Annotated in this window: 20 protein-coding genes, 1 tRNA gene and 1 riboswitch; of the genes, 12 read left to right on the forward strand and 9 right to left on the reverse strand. The window is 67.6% G+C overall.

The window, feature by feature from the left end:
- Window positions 1-30: 30 nt before the first annotated feature.
- The 4 genes from lptB to ptsN all read left to right on the forward strand — a co-directional run bounded on the left by lptB (window position 31) and on the right by ptsN (window position 3,836).
- Window positions 31-924 carry an LPS export ABC transporter ATP-binding protein gene (gene lptB, locus ASC46_RS02795; RefSeq protein ID WP_082464669.1) on the forward strand — a complete coding sequence of 298 codons (894 nt, stop codon included), beginning with the start codon at window positions 31-33 and terminating at the stop codon, window positions 922-924.
- 113 nt (window positions 925-1,037) lie between these two features.
- Complete coding sequence (rpoN, locus tag ASC46_RS02800) at window positions 1,038-2,585, forward strand: RNA polymerase factor sigma-54 (protein ID WP_055457931.1); 1,548 nt, start codon at window positions 1,038-1,040, stop codon at window positions 2,583-2,585.
- Between the two features lie 125 nt (window positions 2,586-2,710).
- Window positions 2,711-3,304, forward strand: a complete 594-nt coding sequence (gene hpf / locus ASC46_RS02805) for a ribosome hibernation-promoting factor, HPF/YfiA family (RefSeq protein ID WP_055457737.1) — start codon at window positions 2,711-2,713, stop codon at window positions 3,302-3,304.
- Between the two features lie 58 nt (window positions 3,305-3,362).
- The gene (ptsN, locus tag ASC46_RS02810; protein ID WP_055457738.1) at window positions 3,363-3,836 is read left to right on the forward strand and encodes a PTS IIA-like nitrogen regulatory protein PtsN; all 474 of its coding nucleotides are present in this window, start codon (window positions 3,363-3,365) and stop codon (window positions 3,834-3,836) included.
- A gap of 3 nt (window positions 3,837-3,839) precedes the next feature.
- On the opposite strand, the gene ASC46_RS02815 is transcribed toward ptsN, so the two are convergent.
- Entirely contained in the window at window positions 3,840-4,838 is a 999-nt protein-coding gene (locus ASC46_RS02815) for a glucokinase (protein ID WP_055457739.1), read from the reverse strand.
- Between the two features lie 162 nt (window positions 4,839-5,000).
- Here ASC46_RS02815 and ASC46_RS02820 point away from each other — a divergent pair, with 162 nt between their 5' ends.
- The gene (locus tag ASC46_RS02820; protein ID WP_055457740.1) at window positions 5,001-6,623 is read left to right on the forward strand and encodes a fumarate hydratase; all 1,623 of its coding nucleotides are present in this window, start codon (window positions 5,001-5,003) and stop codon (window positions 6,621-6,623) included.
- An 18-nt stretch (window positions 6,624-6,641) separates the two neighbouring features.
- On the opposite strand, the gene ASC46_RS02825 is transcribed toward ASC46_RS02820, so the two are convergent.
- The 3 genes from ASC46_RS02825 to ASC46_RS02835 all read right to left on the reverse strand — a co-directional run bounded on the left by ASC46_RS02825 (window position 6,642) and on the right by ASC46_RS02835 (window position 9,711).
- Window positions 6,642-7,202 carry a putative glycolipid-binding domain-containing protein gene (locus ASC46_RS02825; protein ID WP_071924147.1) on the reverse strand — a complete coding sequence of 187 codons (561 nt, stop codon included), beginning with the start codon at window positions 7,200-7,202 and terminating at the stop codon, window positions 6,642-6,644.
- A 183-nt stretch (window positions 7,203-7,385) separates the two neighbouring features.
- Window positions 7,386-8,480 carry a polyamine ABC transporter substrate-binding protein gene (locus ASC46_RS02830; protein ID WP_055457742.1) on the reverse strand — a complete coding sequence of 365 codons (1,095 nt, stop codon included), beginning with the start codon at window positions 8,478-8,480 and terminating at the stop codon, window positions 7,386-7,388.
- Between the two features lie 85 nt (window positions 8,481-8,565).
- Entirely contained in the window at window positions 8,566-9,711 is a 1,146-nt protein-coding gene (locus ASC46_RS02835; RefSeq protein ID WP_055457743.1) for an aminotransferase, read from the reverse strand.
- Between the two features lie 258 nt (window positions 9,712-9,969).
- Between ASC46_RS02835 and ASC46_RS02840 the strand changes: the two genes are divergently transcribed.
- Window positions 9,970-11,088, forward strand: a complete 1,119-nt coding sequence (locus ASC46_RS02840; protein WP_055457744.1) for an efflux RND transporter periplasmic adaptor subunit — start codon at window positions 9,970-9,972, stop codon at window positions 11,086-11,088.
- Between the two features lie 56 nt (window positions 11,089-11,144).
- On the forward strand, window positions 11,145-14,297 hold the full coding sequence (locus tag ASC46_RS02845) for an efflux RND transporter permease subunit (protein WP_055457932.1): 3,153 nt from the start codon (window positions 11,145-11,147) through the stop codon (window positions 14,295-14,297).
- A gap of 84 nt (window positions 14,298-14,381) precedes the next feature.
- Here ASC46_RS02845 and ASC46_RS02850 read toward each other — a convergent pair whose 3' ends face one another.
- Window positions 14,382-15,506: an anhydro-N-acetylmuramic acid kinase gene (locus ASC46_RS02850; protein WP_055457745.1), complete on the reverse strand. Its 1,125-nt coding sequence runs from the start codon at window positions 15,504-15,506 to the stop codon at window positions 14,382-14,384.
- Window positions 15,507-15,599: 93 nt separating this feature from the next.
- Between ASC46_RS02850 and ASC46_RS02855 the strand changes: the two genes are divergently transcribed.
- Window positions 15,600-17,444: an SLC13 family permease gene (locus ASC46_RS02855; RefSeq protein ID WP_055457746.1), complete on the forward strand. Its 1,845-nt coding sequence runs from the start codon at window positions 15,600-15,602 to the stop codon at window positions 17,442-17,444.
- Window positions 17,445-17,451: 7 nt separating this feature from the next.
- Here ASC46_RS02855 and ASC46_RS02860 read toward each other — a convergent pair whose 3' ends face one another.
- Entirely contained in the window at window positions 17,452-18,546 is a 1,095-nt protein-coding gene (locus ASC46_RS02860; RefSeq protein WP_055457933.1) for an ATP-dependent DNA helicase, read from the reverse strand.
- Between the two features lie 120 nt (window positions 18,547-18,666).
- Here ASC46_RS02860 and mepA point away from each other — a divergent pair, with 120 nt between their 5' ends.
- Window positions 18,667-19,593, forward strand: coding sequence for a penicillin-insensitive murein endopeptidase (gene mepA / locus ASC46_RS02865; RefSeq protein WP_055457747.1), 927 nt, complete (start codon window positions 18,667-18,669; stop codon window positions 19,591-19,593).
- Between the two features lie 8 nt (window positions 19,594-19,601).
- Here the strand turns inward: mepA and ASC46_RS02870 are convergent, their stop codons facing one another.
- The 3 genes from ASC46_RS02870 to ASC46_RS02880 form a co-directional block, all read right to left on the reverse strand.
- On the reverse strand, window positions 19,602-20,351 hold the full coding sequence (locus ASC46_RS02870) for a sulfite exporter TauE/SafE family protein (RefSeq protein WP_055457748.1): 750 nt from the start codon (window positions 20,349-20,351) through the stop codon (window positions 19,602-19,604).
- A gap of 117 nt (window positions 20,352-20,468) precedes the next feature.
- Window positions 20,469-21,122 (reverse strand): peptide-methionine (S)-S-oxide reductase MsrA, encoded by a 654-nt coding sequence (gene msrA / locus ASC46_RS02875; RefSeq protein WP_055457749.1) that lies wholly within the window; start codon window positions 21,120-21,122, stop codon window positions 20,469-20,471.
- Between the two features lie 93 nt (window positions 21,123-21,215).
- A complete protein-coding gene (locus ASC46_RS02880) occupies window positions 21,216-21,536 on the reverse strand; it encodes a hypothetical protein (RefSeq protein WP_055457750.1) in 321 nt (106 codons plus the stop codon).
- A gap of 283 nt (window positions 21,537-21,819) precedes the next feature.
- On the opposite strand from ASC46_RS02880, the gene ASC46_RS02885 reads away from it, so the two are divergent.
- The 3 genes from ASC46_RS02885 (at window position 21,820) to ASC46_RS02895 (ending at window position 24,051) form a co-directional block, all read left to right on the forward strand.
- Window positions 21,820-21,909, forward strand: a tRNA-Ser gene (locus tag ASC46_RS02885).
- Between the two features lie 372 nt (window positions 21,910-22,281).
- Window positions 22,282-22,344: riboswitch (Fluoride riboswitch) on the forward strand.
- A gap of 119 nt (window positions 22,345-22,463) precedes the next feature.
- A complete protein-coding gene (locus tag ASC46_RS02890) occupies window positions 22,464-23,630 on the forward strand; it encodes a cation:proton antiporter (protein WP_055457751.1) in 1,167 nt (388 codons plus the stop codon).
- A 1-nt stretch (window position 23,631) separates the two neighbouring features.
- A complete protein-coding gene (locus ASC46_RS02895; protein ID WP_055457752.1) occupies window positions 23,632-24,051 on the forward strand; it encodes a universal stress protein in 420 nt (139 codons plus the stop codon).
- The last annotated feature ends 9 nt before the right edge of the window (window positions 24,052-24,060 follow it).

Below are 24,060 nucleotides of genomic sequence, written 5' to 3' on the forward strand. Positions count from 1 at the left end.
CCGCTCACCGATCGAGAACGGACCACAGACGTGAAATTCTCCCTGAAGCGCCATGCCGGTGCCGCGCACCGCCCGGACGGGCTGGAGACCGCCGACACCTTTGCCGGTGGCGTGCCCCCCTTCGGCGCGCCCCAGGCCCCTGACGATTTCGCCCCTCTCTATGCGGCTGGCGCCCACGACGGGGACGCTGCCTATGGCGGTCCTGGCATTCTCTCCGTGCGTGGCCTGCAAAAGAGCTATCGCGGGCGTACCGTGGTGCAGGATGCGGCGCTTAACGTGCGCAATGGCGAAGCCGTGGGCCTGCTCGGCCCCAACGGCGCCGGCAAGACCACGATCTTCTACATGATCACGGGCCTCGTCGCCTCCGATCGCGGCACCATCACGCTCGACGGGCACGACATCACCCATCTGCCCATGTACCGGCGGGCGCGCCTCGGCATCGGCTACCTGCCGCAGGAGGCGTCGATCTTCCGCGGCCTGTCGGTCGAGGACAACATCCGCGCCGTATTGGAGGTTGTCATCCGCGACAAGCGCGAGCGCGAGCGCGAGCTCGATGCGCTGCTGGAGGAATTCAACATCACCCGGCTGCGCAAGTCGCCGTCGATCGCTTTGTCGGGCGGCGAACGGCGGCGCTGCGAAATCGCGCGTGCCCTTGCCGGCCAGCCATCCTTCATGCTGCTCGATGAGCCCTTCGCCGGCATCGACCCCATCGCGGTGGGCGACATCCAGAACCTCGTGCGGCACCTGACCAGCCGGGGCATCGGCGTGCTCATCACCGACCACAACGTGCGCGAGACGCTCGGCCTCATCGACCGAGCCTATATCATCCACTCCGGCCGAGTCCTCACGGAGGGCCGTCCGGACGAGATCGTCGCCAATGCGGACGTGCGTCGTCTTTACCTTGGCGAGGATTTTCACCTCTGAAGGCGGTGCCGGGCGCACCGTCCCTTTGACGCAGGGTGCGACACTCGCTAAAACCGTGATCCAAGCAAGAAGCGTGCCGAAGGCGCGCGGTGTTTGGGGACGGCGGCGGCAACATGGCTTTGATGCACCGACTGGAGCTGCGCCAGGGCCAGAGCCTGGTGATGACGCCGCAGCTGCTGCAGGCGATCAAGCTGCTTCAGTTCTCGCACAACGAACTGGTGGCCTACGTCGAGGCGGAGCTCGAACGCAACCCGCTGCTCGAACGGGCCGACGGTGCCGATGGCGAGCGGCCGGCCGAGATGGCGGAGCCCGCCCCCGAGCCGGCCAGCGCCGACGACGAGCGCCAGTGGTTCAAGGACGAACTTGCCGTCTCGCGCGACACGATCGAGGCAGGCCTCGGCACGCGCCTCGATAACGTCTTCCAGGACGAAGGAGGGGCGAAGGCCCGCGAGGTCCGTGCGGCTGAGGACCAGCTGCCGGTCTCGTCCTCCTTGTGGAGCGGCAGCGGGCACGGCTCCTTCGACGACGACGAGGGGCCGAGCCTTGAGGCGACGCTCGCCGCCGACCTGTCGCTGCACGATCACCTTGAGGCACAGTTGCTCGTCGCGACCAGCGACCCCGCGGAGCGGCTCATCGGCCGCCATCTGATCGATGCCGTCGACGAAACGGGCTATCTCGCGGAGGACACGGCGGCCATCGCTGCGCGGCTCGGCACCACGAACGAGCGCGTCGAAGAGGTGCTCGCCCTCGTCCAGACTTTCGAACCCTCCGGCATCGCCGCGCGCAGCCTCGCCGAATGCCTCGCCATCCAGTTGAAGGAGCAGGACCGGTTCGATCCGGCGATGCAGGCGCTCGTCGCCCACCTGCCGCTGGTCGCCCGGCGCGATCTCGCCGCCCTCAAGCGCCTTTGCGGCGTCGACGACGAGGACCTCACAGACATGCTCGCCGAGTTGCGCCGGCTCGACCCGAAGCCCGGCCGGGCCTTTGGCAGCGGCGTGGCGCAGACGCTGGTGCCGGACGTCTTCGTGCGCGAGGCGGCCGACGGCAGCTGGCTGATCGAGCTCAACGAGGCCGCGCTGCCGCGCGTGCTCGTCAACCAGACCTATCATGCCCGCGTCTCGCGCGACGCCCGCAGCGAGGCCGACAAGACCTTCATCGCCGATTGCCTGCAGACCGCCAACTGGCTGACCCGCAGCCTCGAGCAGCGGGCGCGCACCATCCTTAAGGTCACCAGCGAGATCGTGCGCCAGCAGGACGGTTTTTTCGCCCACGGCATCGAGCATCTGCGGCCGCTGAACCTCAAGGCCGTGGCGGATGCCATCGGCATGCACGAATCGACGGTCTCGCGCGTGACGTCGAACAAGTCCATCGGCACGCGGCGCGGTGTCTTCGAGATGAAATACTTCTTCTCCGCCGCCATCTCCGGCACGCCGGGGGGCGAGGCGCACGCGGCCGAGGCGGTGCGCCACCGGATCAAGCAAATGATCGACGCCGAGCCGCCGGACGACGTGCTGTCCGACGACGCCATCGTCCAGAAGCTTCAGTGTGCGGGAATCGACATCGCCCGCCGCACGGTGGCCAAATATCGGGAATCCTTACGCATTCCCTCCTCCGTCGAGCGTCGCCGGCAGAAGCGCGCGCAAGGTCGCGACACTCAATGAAAGCCGGCGCGGCGGCGGACCGCGTTGACTTGGGCCGGCGCTCTTTCTACGACATACTGTGACAACCTGCCGAAAGGGGCCCCTCGAGGTGGCACCGTAAAAGGTCGCCAGAAAGGGAGAGAACAATGACGCTGCGGGTTTCGGGCAAGAATATCGACATCGGCGAGGCATTGCGCGGCCAGGTGGAGGAGCGTGTGGCCAGTGTCATCTCGAAATATTTCGAGGGCGGGCACGCAGGCCACGTGACGGTCGCCAAGGAGGGGACGGGTTTCAGGACCGAATGCGTGCTTCACCTCGCCTCGGGCATCACGCTCGAGGCCTCCGGCATGGCGCATGACGCCTATCTGAGCTTCGACCAGACCGCCGAGCGCATCGAGAAGCGGCTGCGGCGCTACAAGCGCCGCCTCAAGGACCGTCAGGCGGCCAATGGCGTGGTCAACGGTGCTCCGCAGGACATGTCGGCCTATGTACTCGAAGCGCCGGGTGACGAGGAGGACGAGAGCGGCCCGGACTTCCACCCGGTCATCGTGGCGGAATCGACCAAACAGCTGCATGTGCTGTCCGTCAGCGACGCGGTGATCGAGCTCGATCTGACCGGAGCGCCGGTCGTCGTGTTTCGACACGCTGGCAGTGGACGCCTGAACGTCGTATACCGGCGCCACGATGGGACCATCGGCTGGGTCGATCCGCCGGCCGACGGCACCGCTGACAAGGCCTGACGTGTGCCGACGGGCTGGACCTTTCCAGCCCAATGGCCGCGCACCCGCGTGTTGAGATATGGCTCTGACCGATTTGCTTTCGCCTGAGGCCGTCCTGCCGGCGCTCAAAGTCAACGGCAAGAAACAGGCTCTTCAGGAGCTGTCCGCGCATGCGGCCGAGCTGACTGGCCTCGACGAGCGCGACATCTTCGAAACGCTGCTCCAGCGCGAGCGCCTTGGCTCCACCGGCATCGGCGACGGCATTGCCATTCCGCATGGCAAGCCGGCCAGGATCGACCGGCTGTTTGGCCTCTTCGCGCGGCTCGAACGGCCGATCGACTTCGAGGCCCTCGACGGCCAGCCGGTCGACCTCGTTTTCCTGCTGCTCGCGCCCGAATCGGCGGGTGCGGATCATCTCAAGGCGCTCGCGCGCGTCGCCCGCATCCTGCGCGAGCCGGACGTGCTGGAGCGCATCCGCGCAACCCGCGACCCGGCGGCACTCTTCGCCATCCTCACCCAGGCGCCGAGCGTCGCCCACCAGACGAGCGAATAGCTCTCACGGCCGCCACAGCCGTCGTTCCCATTCCATCGCATAGCGCTCGGGCGCGCGGCCGATGGCGGCGAGCCCATAGAGCACAGCGTCCGGCGTCGTGACGAGCCGCACGGGAACGGCCTTCGCGAAGGCCGCGACCGGCGGCTTGTCGGCGAAGGCGGCCACGAAGGCCGGCGCGTCGATCAGCGGCGCGAGCCGGGGCAGAATGCCGCCGGCGAGATAGACGCCGCCCGCCGCGCCGAAGGTCAGCGCCATGTCGCCGGCAAAGCGCGCGACGAGCCGCAGGAAAAGCACCACCGTCTCCCGACACTCCCCGTCCTGGCCGGCGAGCGCCCGCTCCACGATCTGCGGCGCCTCCTCGGTCGAACTCTCGCCGCCCGCAACGGCGAGCCGCGCACGGTGCAGCCGGGCGAGGCCCGGGCCGGAGAGGATCGATTCGGCCGTGTGGCGCCCTTCGACCCGCTCCAGGGCCATCCAGATCGCGGCCTCGGCCGCATCCATCGGCGCGAAGTCCACATGCCCGCCTTCGCTCGGCAGCGGGACGAAGCGCCCGGCCGCCTCCGTCAGGCCGGCGACGCCGAGCCCGGTGCCGGGGCCGAGCACGACCCGCGTCGGCCCGTGCGCCGCGAGGCCGGCGGTCAGGTCGCGCAGGCCGTGCTCCGGCAGGGCCGGCAAGGCGAGCGCCTGCGCCTCGAAATCGTTCAGCAGCAGCCCCTGGTCGAGCGACAGGGCATCGGCGATCTCAGGCCCGTCGATGGTCCAGGTCGCGTTGGTCAGCTTGATGCGCCGGCCGTCGCAAGGGCCCGCGGCGCACAGGATGGCGGAGCGGGGAAAGAGGTCGCCCGCCCGTCCGAGCGCCGCCTCCGCGGCGGCCACCAGGCTGGCATAGGACCCGGTGTGCAGTTGCGCGAGGGGCCTGAGCGGCCCGCCGGGTTCCATCACCACCGCAAAGCGCGCATTGGTGCCGCCGATGTCGGCGACGAGAAGGGGATAGGCGAACATCGATTTCCTGAGCGTTCCTTGTCCTGCCGATGGCCCCCGGTGCGACGGGGGGACGCATTCGCATCTTCCACGCCTTGGAATGATGCGAGAGAGCCATTAGAAGCACGCTCGGGCCGCAGGGTCCACGGCCGTGCCCCTCCCCTCGCCAGATGAGGAACCCCGATGTCCGCCGACGCCGCCTACACGCCGCTCTTCCCCCTCGCCGCCGACGGCACCCCCTACCGCAAGATCGCGAGCGACGGCGTGCGGGTCGAAACCTTCGCCGGCCGCGAGATGATCGTCGTGGAACCCGAGGCCCTGCGCCAGCTGGCCGAGGCCGCCTTTGGCGACATCAATCACCTGCTGCGCCCCGGCCATCTCGCGCAGCTCAAGACGATCCTCGAAGATCCGGAGGCGACAGCGAACGACAAGTTCGTCGCCTATGACCTCCTCAAGAATGCGAACATCGCGGCGGGCGGCATCCTGCCCATGTGCCAGGACACGGGCACGGCCATCGTCATGGGCAAGAAGGGCCGGCGCATCTGGACGGACGGCGATGACGAAGCCGCCCTCGCGGCGGGCATCCGCGACGCCTATCTCAAGCGCAACCTGCGCTATTCCCAGCTCGCGCCGCTCTCCATGTTCGAGGAGAAGAACACGCGCAACAACCTGCCGGCGCAGATCGATCTCTATGCCGAGGGCGAGGATGCCTACAAGTTCCTCTTCGTCGCCAAGGGCGGCGGCTCGGCCAACAAGACCTTCCTCTACCAGGGCACGCCCTCGCTGCTGACGCGGGACAGGCTCCTCGCCTTCCTCAAGGAGAAGATCCTCACCCTCGGCACCGCCGCCTGCCCGCCCTATCATCTCGCCATCGTCATCGGCGGCACCAGCGCCGAGCTCAACCTGAAGACGGTGAAGCTCGCCTCCACCCGCTATCTCGACGGCCTGCCGACCGAAGGCTCGGAGGCGGGACACGCCTTCCGCGACCTCGAGATGGAGGCTGAGATCCATCGGATGACGCAGAAGCTCGGCGTCGGTGCCCAGTTCGGCGGCAAGTACTTCTGCCACGACGTGCGCGTCATCCGCCTGCCGCGCCACGGCGCCTCGCTGCCCATCGGCCTCGGCGTCTCCTGCTCGGCCGACCGGCAGGCCAAGGGCAAGATCACGCGCGACGGCGTCTTCCTCGAGCAGCTCGAGACGAATCCCGCCCAATATCTGCCGGAGGTCGATGAGGCGGCACTCGGCGGCGAAGTGGTCAGGATCGACCTGACCCGGCCGATGTCCGAGATCCTCGCCACACTCTCACGTCATCCCATCCGCACGCGCCTGTCGCTGACCGGCCCGATGATCGTGGCGCGCGACCTCGCTCACGCCAAACTGCGTGAGCGGCTGGAGCGCGGCGAACCGATGCCGGACTATTTCAGGAACCACCCCATCTACTACGCCGGCCCGGCCAAGACGCCGGAGGGCTACGCGTCCGGCTCCTTCGGCCCGACCACCGCCGGGCGCATGGACGCCTATGTCGACCAGTTCCAGGCCGCCGGCGGCTCCATGGTGATGCTCGCCAAGGGCAACCGCTCGGCACAGGTTCGTGAAGCCTGCCAGAAGCACGGCGGCTTCTATCTCGGCTCCATCGGTGGCCCCGCCGCACGCCTCGCGCAGGACTGCATCAAGAAGGTCGAGGTGGTGGAATATCCCGAGCTCGGCATGGAGGCCATCTGGCGCATCGAGGTCGAGGATTTCCCCGCCTTCATCGTCGTCGACGACAAGGGCAATGACTTCTTCAAAGAGCTGAACCTTGGCTGAGCCGGCCGGCGGCGCCACTCACCCGCGCCGGCGCCAGATACCCGGATAGTCGACGACGAGGCCCGCTTCGTCGACGGTGAGGTCCGCCGTGAAGCCGGTCGCGACACCGTGGTAGCGGAAGCGCCGCGGGGGCTCGCCCCGGTCGAGCCTTGTGTAGACCTGGGCCTCCGGCGTCACCGCGAGGTCCGGCAAGCGGACATAGGCGACGCGAATCTCCCGCGCCTCGTCGGGTGCGAGCCCGAGATTACGGATAGGCAGCGTATTGGTGAAGGGCGAGCCCATCAGGTCGATATCCGCGCAGGATCTGAGATCGAGCCGCTCGACACCGTCGACGCGCCAGTGCCCGTCCGGCTCGCGACCAAGATGGACTTCCCGCCGCGTCGGCCCCTGTTCCAGCTGCACCTCGGCGTGGCGAAAACGCCACGCGCGATCGCAGGTCACGAGATAGTGCATACGGAAGGTGCCGCTCTCCAGCGTGCCGGCCACGACACCCTCGGCCACGATCGCCTCAGGCTTTTCCACGAGTCGCAGGTGCTCCTGTCCTGGCGCGTGAAGCCACTCCCAATAAATATCACGCATGGTTCGCCTCCCTCGCGCGGGGCCTCTTGACGTCCCTCGGCGCCTTGTCGCTCCGGTGGCGGCAGCAGGATATGAGACACCGACAAGGGTTCCTTCGACAATGCCCATGTCGCGCAGGCAACGAAAAAGGGCGGCATGCCAGACATGCCGCCCTTTTCTTGCTCCGGGACAATCCGGCTCGGCTTACCGGCCGGTCTTCACCCGGGTCCACAGCCGGGTCAGCGTGCGCTGGGCGCGCTCGTCATAGGCTGTGTTGGTGAAAAGGCGTTTCATCGTCTCGTCATCCGGATAGATGCCGGGATCGTTGCGGATTGCCTCGTCGAGATGCTCCTTCGAGGCGATATTGCCGTTGGCGTAGGCGACAAAGTTGCTGTTCGCCGCAGCGACCTCCGGCTTCATCATGAAGTTGATGAAGGCATGCGCCTCGTCCGGATGCGGTGCATCGGCAGGGATGGCCATCGAGTCGAACCACATCAGCGCCCCCTCCTTGGGGATGACATAGGCGACATTGACGTTGTTCTTGGCTTCTTCGGCGCGGGCCTTGGCCTGCAGGATGTCGCCGGAATAGCCGACGGCCACACAGATGTCGCCATTGGCGAGGGCGTTGATATATTCGGACGAATGGAATTTCTGGATATTGCCGCGCACCTTCACGAGAAGGTCGGCGGCCTTCTGGAAGTCCTTGGCGTCCTTCGAATCTGGATTGAGGCCGAGATAGCCCAGCACGCCCGGGAAGATGTCCTCCGGCGCGTCGAGCATGTGGATGCCGCAGTCCTTGAGCTTGGCCGAGAGCTCGGGCTTCAGCACGATGTCCCACGTGTTGAGCGGGATGTCGCCGAGCCGCTCCTTGACCTTGTCGACATTGATGCCGATGCCGGTCGTGCCCCACATGTAGTTGACCGCGTGCGCGTTGCCCGGGTCGAAGACCCGAAGCCGCTCCGTCACCTCGGGCCACGCGTTCTTCAGGTTGGGGATTTTCGTCTTGTCGAGCTTGGCGAAGATGCCTGCATTGATCAGCCGCTGCAGGAAGGGTCCCGATGGCACCACGATGTCGTAGCCGGACTTGCCGGCGAGCAGCTTCGTCTCGACGATCTCGTTGTTGTCGTAAGTGTCGTAAACGACCTTGATGCCGGTCTCCTTGGTGAACTCCTCGAGCATCTTCGGGTCGACATAATCGGACCAGTTGTAGACGTGGACGGTCTTCTCCTGTGCGGCCGCCGGGACGGCGAGCGCAAGGAGCGGCGCGGCAACGAGTGAGGCAACGAGAGCGCGGACCATTTCCGGGCAGTCTCCCAAGGCGAGATGGAAAGCGAACGCCCAAGGCGAGCGTCCCCGTGAAGGCTAAGCGGTTACGGGCATTTTCTCAACGGCCGAGACCGGCGAGACGCTCGAGCGCGCCGTCGAGCGTCGCGTCCTTCTTGGCGAAGCAGAAGCGCACCACGTTGCGCACCGAATTCTCGTGATAGAAGGCGCTGACCGGGATCGCGGCGACGCCCCTTTCGGCGACGAGCCGCTTGCAGAAGGCAACGTCATCCTCCTCCCCGAGGGGGGTGATGTCGATGTTGATGAAATACGTGCCCTCGCTCGGCAGCACGGCGAGCCCCAAGCTCCTCAGCCCCTCGGTGAAGCGGTCGCGGCTGCGCGCGAAATCGCGCCGCATCCCCTCGAAATAGGCGTCGTCCTTGGCAAGGCCGTAGGCGACCGCGCTTTGCAGGTTGGGCGGCGTCGTGAAGGTGAGGAACTGGTGCGCCTTGGCGAGCACCTTGAGGATCTCGGGCGCCGCCGAGACGAAGCCGACCTTCCAGCCGGTCAGCGAGAAGATCTTGCCGGCGGAGCCGATCTTGACGCAGCGCTCGCGCATGCCGGGCAGGGTCATCAGCGGCAGGTGCCGGCGCCCGTCGAAGACGAGGTGCTCCCACACCTCGTCGCAGATGGCGATGGCATCGAAGCGCTCGCAGAAGCGGGCGAGCAGCTCGAGGTCCTCGCGGGCGTAGACGACGGCGGAGGGATTGAGCGGATTGTTGAAAAGGACGACCTTCGTGCGCTCCGAAAAGGCTGCGGCAAGCGCCTCCTCGCTCAGCCGCCAGTGGGGCGGCTTCAAGGTGACGAAGCGCGGCACGCCGCCGGCCCGGCGCACCAGCGGCAGATAGGCGTCGTACATCGGCTGGAAGAGGACGACCTCGTCGCCCGGTTCGATGAGGGCGAGGAGTGCGCCGGCAATGGCTTCCGTGGCGCCGGAGGTGATCATCACCTCGCTCTCGGCATCGAGGGCAAGGCCCTGATGATGCTGGTAGTGATTGGCGACGGCCTGGCGCAGCTCCGGCAGGCCGAGCATGGGCGGATACTGGTTCCAGCCGTTGACCACGGCATCCGCAGCCATGGCGCGCACGTCGGCCGGGCCCGGATCGTCCGGAAAGCCCTGGCCGAGATTGATGGCCCCGGTCTCGCGCGCCAGGCGCGACATCACCTCGAAGACCGTCGTCGGCAATCCGGCCAGCACTGAATTCATGTGTACAACCCTCGCGAACACGGCAGCCCAGCCGCCGGCGTCGCTTAGCACCGGCGGCGGGCGAGGTGAAGCGATGTGCGCCAGCGCACATCACGATCCGCCGATTTGTGGGGTGCCTTATGACGAAAATTGACATTCATCATCCATCATCTACCTTCGCGGCAGCCGGTCCGGTGGCGTGGCGCGTGGTCCGCTCTCGGTGCCCCCCGATCCACGGGTTCCGTCCCCGGACCGGTCACCCCAAGGAGCCCAGGACCGATGCACCAGTTCTCGTCGCAGCCGGCCGACGGCCGCCTCTCCCGCACGTCGGCGTTCCTCGCCGCCCTGCTCTGCCTCGGCCTTGCGGCCTGCACGGACAGCGCCGCGGAGCAGGAGGCAAAGCCGGACCGGCCGGTGCTCGTCGCCAAGGTGCACTTCGAGGAGATCGTTCCCGAGCGGACCTTCGTCGCCAGCATCCGGCCGCGGGTCGAAAGTGATATCGGCTTTCGCGTGACCGGCAAGGTTGCCCGCCGGCTCGTCCAGGTCGGCGACACGGTGGCCAAGGGCACGCCGCTCGCGGAGCTCGACGAGACAGACCTGCGCCTGCAGGCGGAACAGGCCGATGCCGAGCTCAATGCTGCCCGGACGGCTTTGGCCCAAGCCGAAGCCGAGGAGAACCGCAGCACCGAGCTGCGTCGCCGCGGCTGGGCCTCCGAAGCCGCCTTCGACCGCCAGAAGGCCGCCGCCGCCGAGGCCCGCTCGCGCCTCGCCCGCGCCGAGCGTTCCGTGGAGCTCACTCGCAACAATCTCTCCTATGCCACGCTGACCGCCGACACCGACGGCGTCGTGACCGCGACCCTCGTCGAGCCCGGCCAGGTGGTGGCCGCCGGCCAGACCGCCGTCCGCATCGCTGAGCTTGGCGACAAGGAAGCCGTCGTCGCCGTGCCGGAGGCCTTGCTGTCGCGCGTGCGCCAGGGCGAGGCCTCCGTCACGCTCTGGTCGGACCGCGACCGGCGCTATGCCGCGCGCCTGCGCGAACTCTCGCCGGCGGCAGATCCGACGACACGCACCTATCTCGCCCGCTTCGCCATGCCTGATGCCGGCGACGAGGTGGCGTTCGGCATGAGCGCGACGCTGACCATCAAGGGCGGCACCGGCGAGAAGGCAGCCCGGCTGCCGCTCTCGGCGCTATTCAACCAGGGAAGCGGCCCGGCCCTCTGGGTCGTGGACCGGACGACAGGCGCCGTCGGCCTGAAGCCGGTGAGGGTCGCCCGCTACGACGCCCGCGACGTGCTGGTGACGGAAGGCGTCGCCGAAGGCGACGAGATCGTCGCGCTCGGCGTGCAGAAGCTCGATCCGGCACAGAAGGTCCGCGTCGTCGACGCCCTCGTCTATTGATCCCGCCGGGCCGTCAACGATCACGATTTGAGATGACCGCCGAGAGTCGCACCACCATGCAGCGCTTCAACCTTTCGCACTGGGCGGTGACGCATCAGGCGCTCGTGCTCTTCTTCATCCTCGCGCTCGCCGTCGGCGGCACGATCTCCTACCTGCGCCTCGGCCGGGCCGAGGATCCGTCCTTCACCATCAAGGTCGCCGTCGTCACCGCCATCTGGCCGGGTGCCACCGCCACCGAGATGCAGGCGCAGGTCGCCGACCGCATCGAGAAGAAGCTGCAGGAGCTGCCCTATTTCGACAAGGTGCAGACCTATACTAAGCCCTCCTTCACGGCGATGCAGGTGACGTTCCGGGACAACACGCCGGCGCGCGAGGTGCCGGAGCTGTTCTATCAGCTGCGCAAGAAGCTGACCGATCTCAGGAGTGAGCTGCCAGACAGCCTCATCGGACCGAACGTCAACGACGAATACGGCGACGTCGATTCGGTGCTCTACATGATCACCGGTGCGGGCCTCGATTACGCCCAGATGAAGCGCGTGGCCGAGGCGATGCGCCAGCACTTGCTCAAGGTGCCGAACGTCACCAAGGTCAATCTCTACGGCGTGCAGGACGAGAAGATCTTCGTCGAGTTCAGCCACGCGCGTCTCGCCACGCTCGGCCTCTCGCCGCAGGTGCTGTTCGATTCTCTACAGCGACAGAACGCGGTGACGCCGGCCGGCACGGTCGAGACGGGCGCCCAGCGCATCCCCCTGCGCGTCACCGGCGCGCTCGACGGGGCGCAGGCCGTTGCCGAGACGCCGGTCGAGGCGAACGGGCGCACCTTCCGCCTCGGCGACATCGCCACCGTCACGCGCGGCTTCGAGGACCCGTCCGACTATCTTGTGCGCCAGCGCGGCGAGCCGGCCGTCGGCGTTGGCGTCGTCATGGCCAAGGGCGGCAATATCCTGAAGCTCGGAGAGGATCTTGACGAGGCGATGGCGCGCTTCACCGCTGCCCTGCCGCAGGGCATCGACATCGAGCGCATCGCCGACCAGCCGCATGTCGTCGACGGTGCCGTCGGCGAGTTCGTCAAGGTCTTCGCCGAGGCGCTCGGCATCGTGCTGCTCGTCAGCTTCCTGTCGCTCGGCTGGCGCACGGGCATCGTCGTCGCTTTGTCGGTGCCGCTGGTGCTCGCCTTCGTCTTCATCGCGATGTACGCGATCGGGCTCGATCTGCACCGCATCACGCTCGGCGCCCTCATCATCGCGCTCGGCCTGCTCGTCGACGATGCCATCATTGCCATCGAGATGATGGTGGTGAAGATGGAGCAGGGCTGGGATCGGGTGAAGGCCGCGTCCTTCGCCTGGACCTCCACCGCCTTTCCCATGCTCACCGGCACGCTGGTGACGGCCGCCGGCTTCCTGCCCATCGGCTTCGCCAATTCCTCGGTCGGCGAATATGCGGGCGGCATCTTCTGGGTCGTCGCCATCGCGCTCGTCGCGTCATGGTTCGTGGCCGTGATCTTCACGCCCTATCTCGGCATGAAGCTTCTGCCCGACTTCGCGGCCAAGATGGCGAAGAAGCACGGCCACGGCATCCACGACGACCCGAACGCCATCTACCACACACCGCTTTACGAGCGCTTCCGCGCCCTCGTGCGCTTCTGCGTGCGCTGGCGCGGGCTCACCATCATCGCGACGGTCCTCATCTTCGCAGGCTCCATCGTCGGCTTCGGCCGGGTGCAGCAGCAGTTCTTCCCGCTCTCCGAGCGGCCCGAGCTCTTCTTCCAGATGCGCCTGCCCGAGGGCACCGCCATCGGCGTCACAGAGGCAACGGCGAAGGAGGCGGAGCGCCTGCTCGCGGGTGACGACGACATCGCGACCTACACGACCTATATCGGCCAGGGCTCGCCGCGCTTCTGGCTCGGCCTCAACCCGCAGCTGCCGAACGAGGCCTTCGCCGAGATCGTCATCGTGGCGAAGGGCGTCGAAGAGCGCGAGCGCATCAAGGCGCGCATTGAGAAGGCCCTTTCGGACGGCGCCCTGTCGGAGGCGCGGGTGCGCGTCGACCGGTTCAACTTCGGCCCGCCGGTCGGCTTCCCTGTCCAGTTCCGCATCGTCGGCCCGGATCCCGACGCCGTGCGCCGCATCGCCTACGAGGTGCGCGACGTCATGCGCGCCAATCCCAACGTCGTCGATCCGCACCTCGACTGGAACGAGAAGACGCCGTCGATCTCGCTCTCCGTCGACCAGGAGCGGGCCCGGGCGCTCGGCCTCAACGTTGCCGACATCGCACAGTCGTTGCAAACGCTCATCTCGGGTGCGCCGGTGACGGTGGTGCGGGACGGCACCGAACGCGTGCAGGTGCTGGCCCGCGCCGTCGCCGAGGAGCGCCTCGACCTCGCGCGCCTGCCCGACCTCACCATCACCACGCGCGGCGGCATCGCGGTGCCGCTCGCCCAAGTGGCGCGCATCGACTACGGCCACGAGGAGCCGATCCTGTGGCGGCGCAACCGCGACATGGCGATCACCGCCCGGGCCGACATCGTCGACGGCATGCAGGCGCCGGACGTGACCAACCAGATCTGGCCCGCCCTCAAGGACATCCGCGACAAGCTCGAGCCCGGCTATCGCCTCGAGATCGGCGGCGCCATCGAGGAATCGCAGAAGGGCAACGCCTCGATCTTCGCGCTCTTCCCGATCATGGTGATCGTCATGCTGACGATCCTCATGATCCAGCTGCAGAGCTTCTCGCGCCTGATCCTCGTCTTCCTCACCGCCCCGCTCGGCATCGTCGGCGCCTCGCTCGCCCTCAACGTCTTCGACAGGCCTTTCGGCTTCGTGGCGCTGCTCGGCCTCATCGCGCTCGCCGGCATGATCATGCGCAACACGGTGATCCTGGTGGACCAGATCGAGACCGACGTCGCCGGCGGCCTCGCGCGCCGCGAGGCCATTGTCGAAGCGACGGTGCGCCGGGCCCGGCCGGTGATCCTGACGGCGCTCGCCGCCATCCTCGCCATGATCCCGCTGTCCCGCTCCGCCTTCTGGGGGCCGATGGCCATCACCATCATGGGCGGGCTGTTCGTCGCCACCTTCCTCACCCTGCTCTTCCTGCCCGCGCTCTACGCGCTATGGTTCCGCAAGCATCTCGACGAGCGCGGCGGAGCCGCGGAGGAAGAGGCGGCCGAGGAGGTCCAGGGCACCTTGCCGCTGTCCATCGCGGCGGAATAGGCGGTTTTCCAACGATCCAGAAGCGACGCTCGCTGCCCCTCCCCCCGCGGGGAGAGGAAAAGCGGCGGCCGCCCCACCAAGCCGCTATGGCATCGCTACCCGCCCGCCCGCCATCGGCTCCGGCACGCCGGTCGTCGTCGGGAAGCTGATCGGCAGCCCCCGCAGGCGCCGCACGGCGAGGAAGGCGAAGCACTCTGCCTCCACCGCATCGCCGCGCCAGCCCGCATCCTCCGCCATCACCGCCGTGACGCCCGCCCGTTCGGCGAGGGCCGAGACCAGCGCCGGGTTGCGGCGCCCGCCGCCGCACAGCACGAGCCTGTCCGGCCGGCGCGGCAGGAGGTCGAGTCCGCGCCCAACCGCTGCGGCGGTGAAGGCGGTCAGCGTTGCCGCCCCGTCGTCCAGCGTTAGGCCGTCCGCCATCGCGGCCGTGAAGTCGTAGCGGTCGAGCGACTTCGGGTAGGGCGCAGCGAGATAGGGATGGTCGAGAAGCCGCGCGAGCCGCGCCTCGTCCACGCGGCCGCGCCGGGCGGCTGCGCCGTCGACATCCATCTCCCCGGCGGCATGCTGTTTCATCCAGTCGTTGAGCGGGCCGTTGGCCGGACCGGTATCGAAGGCGACGAGATCGTCCCCGCCGCCCCACCAGGTGACGTTCGCCACGCCGCCGAGGTTGAGCACCGCCGCTTCCGGCCCGAGCCCCCCGCGCCGCAGGAGGGCGGCGTGGTAGCTCGCCGCGAGCGGCGCCCCCTGTCCGCCGGCGCGCACGTCCGCGGTGCGGAAATCGAAGACGACAGGCACGCCGACGATCTCCGCCATCAGGGCGCCGTCCCCGAGCTGGCGCGTGTCCCCCGGCCGTCCCGGCTGCGGCGCCCGGTGCAACATGGTCTGGCCATGGAAGCCGACCGCCGCCACATCCGCCGCCGACAGGCCGTGCAGGCCCATGAAGGCCTTCACCGCCTCGGCCTGCGCGCGCGTCAGCGCCATCTCCGCCTCGGCGAAGATCGCCGGCTCGGGACCGGTGAAGTTCCATCCTCGCGCCGCGGCGACCGCTTGCGTCAGCAGGGCCTGCACCGCGGCGGGATAGGGCGACAGCGCATAGGGCCCGAGCCGATCGATCCGCTCGCCGTCCGTGCGGAGCGTCGCAATGTCGATCTGCCCGTCGAGGGCTGTCCCCGTCATCAGACCGATGGCCCAGACCGGCTTCCCATCCATTGTGCCCCTCCATGCGCCTCGCCCGCCTGAACCTTTGTCGCGTGACACCCGTTCTGCAATGGTCCGACATCAGCAAGCCCCGGGGGAGCCTTGATGACCTTCGACCAGATCCTGCTCTTTGCCCTGTTCGGCGTCATCCTGTCCATGTTGCTGTGGGGACGTCTGCGCTACGATCTGGTGGCGGCGGGCGGGCTGCTGGTGGCGGTGGCCTTTGGACTCGTGCCGCAGGAAAAGGCCTTTTCCGGCTTTGCCGACCCGGCCGTCGTCATCGTCGCGCTCGTGCTCGTCGTCTCGCGGGCCTTCGAGAACTCCGGCGCGTTGACGCTCGTCACGCGGCGGCTCGTCAGCGACCACCGCCCCACGAGCCGGCACATCGCCATGACCGGCGGCATCGGGGCGGCGCTCTCGGCGATCATCAACAATGTCGCCGCGCTGGCCCTTCTGATGCCCATCGACGTCGAGGCGGCGCGCAAGGCGGGCCGCCCGCCCGGCGTCACGCTGATGCCGCTCGCCTTCGCCACCATCCTCGGCGGCATGGTGACGCTGATCGGCACGCCCCCGAACATCATCGCTTCCGGCATCCGCGAGCGCCTGCTCGGCAGTCCCTACGGCATGTTCGACTTCGCTCCCGTCGGCGGCGCGGTCGCCGCCGCCGGCCTCGCCTTCGTCGCGCTCGTGGGCTGGCGCCTCGTGCCACACCGCGCCGACCAGTCCGCCGCGACGAAACCGTCCTCCTTCGAGGCGGAGGTGAGCGTGCCCGAAGGTTCCACCGCCATCGGCCGCCATCCGACGGACATCGACGAGGAAGCCCGCACCGCCGACGTCATCGTGCTCGGCCTCGTGCGCGAGGGACGCAAGCTGCCGCGCATGCGCATGCCGGCCATTGCGGCCGGCGACAAGCTGCGCCTGAAGGGCTCGAGCGATGCGATCGCCGCCTTCATCAAGGCGCTCGACCTGCAGCAGCCGGGCGATCGGCAAGAGGGAGCCGACGTGGAGGCCGACCAGCCCGCCGGAAGAACCAGGCGCCGCAGCGGCAGGAAGGAAGACAACAAGCCTGAGGGCGAGGAGGAGGAACAGCGCGACAAGGGACCGGAGGTGGTGGAGGCGGTGGTGCGGGCGGATTCGCTGCTCGTCGGCCGCTCGGCCGGCGCGATGCGCCTGAGGCCCCGCTTCGGCGTCACGCTGCTCGGCATCGCTCGCGCGGGCACCCTCACCCGCAGGGGCGTGCACGACAATTACATCGCAGCCGGAGACGTGCTTCTCCTGACCGGCCGCGGCACCGACAGCGCGACGCTCGACCTGCTCGGCGTCATCCCGCTCAGCCGCGCGAGCGTCGCCGGCAGCTCCCCGGGCAGGGTGGCGATCACCATCGGCCTCTTCGCCGCCGCCATCGCGGCCGCCTCGCTCGGCCTCGTCTCTTTCACCATCGCCATCGCCATGGCGGTCGCGGCCTATGCGGCGCTCGGCATCGTGCCGGCGCGCGAGTTCTACCTGCAGATCGAATGGCCGATCGTCGTCATGCTGGCTTTCCTCCTGCCGATCGGCGCGGCCTTCGAGGAGGTGGGCGGCACCGCGCTCATTGCCGAAGGCATCGTCACCCTGACGCGCGATTATTCACCCGTCATTGCACTCCTCGCCATCATGGTGGCGACCATGACACTGTCGGACGTCCTCAACAACGTCGCCACCATGGTCATCACCGGGCCCGTCGCCATCGGGCTTGCGCGTGAGCTCGACGTCAATCCCGATACCTTCCTGATGGGTGTGGCGATCGCCGCCTCCTGCGCCTTCCTCACGCCCATCGGGCACAAGAACAACACGCTCATCATGGGCCCAGGCGGCTTCCGCTTCTCGGACTACTGGCGCATGGGCCTGCCGCTCGAGGTCGTGGTGCTCGCCGTCTCGGTGCCGATGCTGCTGGTCGTCTGGCCGCTGTAACCGGGGCTCACATCACCAGCGTCAGGCAGTGGGCGGCGCGGGTGATGCCGGTGTAGAGCCAGCGGCTGCGGTGCTCGCGGAAGGCGAAGGATTCGTCGAAGAGGACGATATCATCCCACTGCGAGCCCTGTGCCTTGTGCACGGTCAGCGCATAGCCGTAGGTGAATTCGTCGAACTCGCGCCGCATCTGCGGCGTCAGCTCCTCCTCCCGCCCGTCGAAGAACTCCTGCGGCACGGACACCTTGACGACGTTGCGGGCGTCTTCCTCGGACTGCACGCGCATCGTCACCACCGCCTTCTTCGAGCGCGAGGTCGCGAATTCCTTGATCAGCCAGGTGCCGCCGTTGAGAAGGCCCTTCTGCTTGTTGTTGCGCAGGCAGACAAGCTTCTCGCCGGCCGCCGGCATGGCGTCGCGAAAACCCTTGAGGTTACGGATGCGGTTGTTGTAGGCCCGCCGCGTGCGGTTGAGGCCGACGAGCACCTGGTCGGCGCGCATGACGGCCTGGGCATCGATGTCGCGCTTGCCGATGATGCGGCTTTCGCCATAGGTGCCGTGCGACAGGCCCTCACCCTCGCGCACCGCCATCGACATGCGGATGATGGGATTGTCACGCGCCTGCCGGTGCACCTCCGTCAGCATCACGTCGGGCTCCGCCTCGGTGAAGAAGCCCCCGCCCTTGACCGGCGGCAGCTGCGCCGGGTCGCCCAGCACCAGCACCGGCGTGCCGAAGGACAGGAGGTCCTTGCCGAGGTCCTCATCCACCATCGAGCACTCGTCGATGACGATGAGCGCCGCCTTGGCGGCCGGGCTGTCGCGGTTGAGGACGAAGGTCGGGCTTTCACCCTCGGTCTCGCGCGTGCGGTAGATGAGGCTGTGCAGGGTCGCCGCGCCGGGGCAGCCCTTGGCCCTCAGCACGGAGGCCGCCTTGCCCGTGAAGGCGCCGAAGATGACCCCGCCGTCCACCCCCTCGGCGAGGTGGCGCGCCAGCGTCGTCTTGCCCGTGCCGGCGTAGCCGAACAGGCGGAACACCTGCGTGTCCTTGCGGCGCAGCCAGGCGGCGACGGCGGCGAGCGCCTCGTCCTGTTGCGGCGACCAAGCCATGGCGGCATCCTTCCTTGCGTTCACCCTCGCGCCCGCGGCGCCCTCGAGGCGCATCGCGGCCGCATTCCGGGCCATTCTGGTCATACTCAATCGAGGTGATTCGCAACCGGGATCGTCACCATGCACCCTGCCCGCCTGCCGTTCGCCGCCCTGCTCGCCATTCTTGCGCTGGCGCCGGCGTCGATGATGCCCGCTCATGGGCAGGAGAACGCCCGCGAGGAGGCGGCGCGGCGTGCGGCTGCTTTGAAATCCCTGCCCGAGGACGCCGCCAAGCGCTTCTTCGGCACGCAGACGAGCGCCGCTCCCCTTGCCGCCCGCGCTATCGGCTTCTATTCGCGCGGCTGCCTCGCCGGTGCCCGCGCACTGCCAGTCGACGGTGAGACATGGCAGGTGATGCGCACCTCGCGCAACCGCAACTGGGGGCATCCCGCTCTCATCGCCTTCCTCGAGCGCCTCTCGGCGCGCGTGCCGGAGATCAACGGCTGGCCGGGCCTGCTCGTCGGCGACATCTCGCAACCGCGCGGCGGCCCGATGCTGACCGGCCACGCCTCCCACCAGGTCGGCCTCGATGCCGACATCTGGCTGACGCCGATGCCGTCGCGGCGCCTGTCGCTCGCCGAACGCGACGAGATCGCCGCCACCAATGTCGTCGCCGGCGACTGGAACGACGTCGACCCCACGGCCTGGACGAAGGCACACACCGCGCTCATCCGCGCCGTCGCGAAGGAGCCGGCGGTGGAGCGCGTCTTCGTCAACCCCGCCATCAAGAAGGCCCTGTGCCGCGAGGCCGGGCGGGACAGGGCATGGCTCGCGACGGTGCGGCCGACATACGGCCACAACTATCACTTCCACATCCGCCTCGCCTGCCCGCGCGGCGAGGATGAGTGCCGCCCGCAGGCGCCGCCGCCGAAGGACGACGGCTGCGGCAAGGAACTCGCCTGGTGGTTCTCCGATGAGGCACGCAATCCCAAGCCCACGCGCCCCGCCCCGCCCCTGACCCTGGAAGACCTGCCGGCAGCCTGCCGCTCGGTCCTCGCGGCGCAATAGGAGGGCGCTCAGAACACCTTGAAGGCGATGGCGAGCTCGCGCAGCGCCAGCAGCGAGATGACGAGCCCGACCGCGATCATCAGCGGCTCCGGCCGGATGCGCCTGACGAGATAGCCGGCGAGCGGCGCCGCCAGCACGCCGCCGACGATGAGGCCGGCGACGTTCCACAGGTGCGTGGCGCCGAGCTGGCCGAAGAACGTCGCCGAGATGGCCGCCGTGACGAAGAACTCCGACGCGTTGACCGAGCCGATGACCTTGCGCGGCGCATGGCCGGAGCCGATCAGCGTCGAGGTGACCATCGGCCCCCAGCCGCCTCCGCCGATGGCGTCGAGGAAGCCGCCGACGAGACCGAGCGGCGCGGCTCCGGCCGGCGACGCATCGCTCCGGCGCGCCGAACGCGCCACGCGCAGGAGGATGAGTCCGCCCATGACGAGGAGATAGGCGGCCACGAAGGGCCGGATGGCGCTGCCCTCGACGTTGGAGAGCACGAAGGCCCCGAGACTGCCGCCCGCCGCCCCGGCGAGCGCGAGGCGCACGAGCAGGCGCCGGTCGACATTGCCGTGCGCTAGGTGAGACACCCCGGACACCGCAGTGGTCGCCAGTTCGGCCGTATGCACAGCCGCGCTCGCATGGGCGGGCGGTATGCCCAGCGCGAGCAGCGACGAGGTGGAAATGAGGCCGAAGGCCATGCCAAGCGCCCCGTCGACCAGCTGCGCGCAAAAGCCGACGAGCGCGAGAAGAAGGAATTCGGAGACCATGAAAGCCCCGCTGATGCCCAGGCGCGGCGTTGATCCGCCGCGCCAGCCGCAGCATACAGCGGGCGCCTATAAACTCAATAATCTTGTTAATTCGTAATTTTCACATCAAATAATGTGTTATGCACTTGCCGCCTGCACCGTCGGGCAGGACACGCCGGTTCCGCCGAGGCCGCAATAGCCGCCAGGGTTCTTGGCCAGATATTGCTGGTGGTAGTCCTCGGCATAGTAGAACGCAGGCGCATCGACGATTTCGGTGGTGACCGGACCATAGCCCCGCGCCGCGAGCGCCTTGCCATAGGCCTCGCGCGAGGCGAGGGCCGCCGCCTTCTGGGTCGCGCCCGTTACATAGATGCCGGAGCGGTACTGCGTGCCGACGTCGTTGCCTTGGCGCATGCCCTGGGTCGGATCGTGGCTCTCCCAGAAGACCTTGAGCAGATGCTCGAATGGGATGACGGCGGGATCATAGACCACGAGCACCACCTCGTTGTGGCCTGTCAGTCCGGTGCATACTTCCTCATAGGTAGGGTTCGGCGTCTCGCCGCCGGCATAGCCCACCGCCGTGACATGGACGCCCGGTAGAGACCAGAAGACCCGTTCCGCTCCCCAGAAGCAGCCGAGGCCGAACAGCACCTGCGCACTATCCTGCGGAAACGGCCCCTTCAGTGGCTGTCCATTCACGAAATGCCGCTCCGCTGTCGGCAGCGGCATCGCGCGGCCCGGCAAGGCCTCGCCCGGCACCGGCATGGTCTGGCGCTTCCTGAAACCGTACATGCGGCATCTCCCTCGCTAAACAGGCCCGCATGATTTAGGAAGGCGCAGGCGTCGTCGCGAGACTGGGAAGCACTCAAGCTTTCGTGACACGCCTCAGCGGTCGCTCGCGAAACCGACGGACTCCGGCTTGCGCCGGCCGATCCACATGGCGAGGATGCCAATGACGAGCGCAACCACCCAGGTCGGCGTCGTGAAGACGGTGAGCAGCACCGGATCCCACAGGAAGGGATGGATATGCCGCGCCACTGCCGGCTCGATCAGTGGAAAGCTGTGCGGCAACAGGGCGAAGAGAGTCGCCCCGAGCGGGGTGAAATCGAAATGCCCGTTGGCTATCCCGCGCGTGCTGTCGATGACGAAGGACACGAAGCCGGCAACGATCACCAGAAAACCGACAACTCGCAGGACGAACCGCATCTTCCACCCGTGAACGCTGCAACGAGACCGCGGCGGCAAGACACCGCCCACCGGACCGGTCGGGACGGCTCGAGATGGTATGCAACCGATGCTGCCGTACATGCGCGGACCGCCCGCCTCCCTCCATCTATCACCGCGCACGGCGTTCCATGCAATCAAATCGACGGCACCGGTGAATTGCCGCCGGAACGCCTTGCGCTCGCCGCCCGACGGGCTATATAACGCGCCCCATCCGAGCGTGCCCCATGTCGGCTAACCGACCAACCGGCATGCATCCGGATCCGGAGAGGTGGCCGAGTGGTTGAAGGCGCACGCCTGGAACGCGTGTATACGGGCAACCGTATCGAGGGTTCGAATCCCTCTCTCTCCGCCATTTCTACCCCGTCGAACGTTCTCCGCACGCGGACGCGGCGCTGAAACGCCAAGGAACCGCGTGGTCCGGGCGCTGACCTGTGTGGACTGCAAACCCGGCAGAGTCGGCTCCGAGCGTTCTCTCTCGGCCGCTTTTCTCTCGACCTCTGGACTGAACCAGCAAGGGCACGGATTCGTAATCCCTTGAAACGATGAGCTGTTTCGACCCTCCCGCTTGTGAACTGAGAAGCGGCTGCGCTTCATGCCTGGTCCTTTCAAAGGCCCAGAACGAACTTCGATCCGGATTAGATCGCAGGAGCAAGGTCAGGCGTTGGACTGCGCTTCTTTTGGACCGCGAGGGACTTGTCCCGTGTGGGTCAAAACATTATTTTACCGAGGTGATGGGGATGGAGTCCCCCTGAAACCGCCTGAGAGGGCTGATGACTCCTGCCGCGTGGAGACATGTGGTGGGAGTCGCTCGAGGAAGCGACCCGCCAAAATGGCGGGTTTTTTGCTGCCCCGTTTCCATGCGCATGACCGAAACAACCCGGCTGCCGGCCGGATCGGAGGTATGCGATGGAAAACGTTTGGCTGGTTTCGGCGGTCTGGCTGGGGCTCGCGCTGCTTGCCTCGGTCATCTCGATCCGCGTCGCCATGTCGGTGGCGCTCGTCGAGATCATGGTCGGGGCGCTCGCCGGCAACACGATCGGGCTGCAACTCACCGAATGGGTGAACTTCCTCGCCGGGTTCGGCGCAATCCTGCTCACCTTCCTGGCCGGAACCGAGATCGACGGCCGCGTCATCCGAATGCATTTCTGGTCGAGCATGTCGATTGGCGTTGTCGGCTTCCTGGCGCCCTATCTCGGTGTGCTGGTCTATGCCCGCTACGGCATAGACTGGACCTGGCCTCAGGCGCAGATCGCGGGGATTTCGCTTTCCACCACCTCGGTTGCCGTCGTCTACGCCGTGATGGTCGAGACCGGCTTCAACAAGACCGAAATCGGTAAGGTCATCCTCGCCGCCTGTTTCATCAACGATCTCGGCACGGTGCTGGCGCTTGGCGTCGTCTTTGCCCATTTCGACTGGTGGCTGGCACTGTTCGGGGCCGTCACCGCAGCCGCCTTGTGGATGCTGCCGCGCTTCGCGCCGTGGTTCTTCACCAGGGTCGGCCACCGGGTCAGCGAACCCGAGACCAAGTTCATCTCGCTGGTGCTGCTCGGCCTCGGCGGGCTGGCCTCGATCGCCGGCAGCGAAGCCGTGCTCCCGGCTTATCTGGTCGGCATGGCCCTGGCTCCAGCCTTCCTCGCCGATCCGGAACTGCCGCACCGCATGCGCATCATCGCCTTCACCATCCTGACGCCGTTCTACTTCCTGAAGGCCGGATCGCTGGTCGACTTCCAGGCGGTCCTGGCGGCGGCCGGGCTCATCGTCGTCTTCCTCGCGATCAAGATGGTCACCAAGTTCGTCGGCATACTGCCGCTCACTCACGCCTTCCGGTTCGAGCGGCGCGAGGGGATGTACACGACGCTGCTGATGTCGACCGGACTGACTTTCGGCACGATCTCGGCACTCTTCGGCCTCACTAACGGCATCATCGACCAGCGCCAGTACACGATCCTGGTGACCGCCGTCATCGGCAGCGCGGTCGTGCCGACGCTGATCGCGCAGCGCTGGTTCCAGCCGGCGTTCAAGCCCATCGAGGGCGATTTCGCGCCGGGAAAGCCGTCACGGAAGGAGGCCTGAGATGTACGAGAAGATCCTGATCGCCAACGACGGCTCGGAAGGCGGCACCCGGGCGCTCGCCTATGCCATCAAGCTGGCCCATCGCCTCAAGGCCCACCTGCACATGATCTGTGTGGAGGAACTGCCGCGTCTTCCCACCACGATCGACGAGGTGGTGGAAGACAAGCTCGATGAGAACCATCGGTTCGAGCCGGTGATCGCGCAGGCGCAGTTCCAGGCCAGGAGCGGGCATGTGAAAATCGAGACGCATGTCGTCGCCGGCCATGCCGTGCCGACCATCATCGACTTTGTCGAGCGTGGTCGATTCGACCTGCTCGTTGTCGGCTACATGGGCCATTCCGCTCTTTATAACCGGCTGATCGGCAGCACCACCGACCGCCTGGTGGAACTCGCGCCGTGCCACGTCTTGGTGATCAAGTGACAGGAGGCG

The sequence above is a fragment of the Chelatococcus sambhunathii genome (genome assembly GCF_001418005.1).
In the GTDB taxonomy this organism is placed as follows: domain Bacteria; phylum Pseudomonadota; class Alphaproteobacteria; order Rhizobiales; family Beijerinckiaceae; genus Chelatococcus_A; species Chelatococcus_A sambhunathii.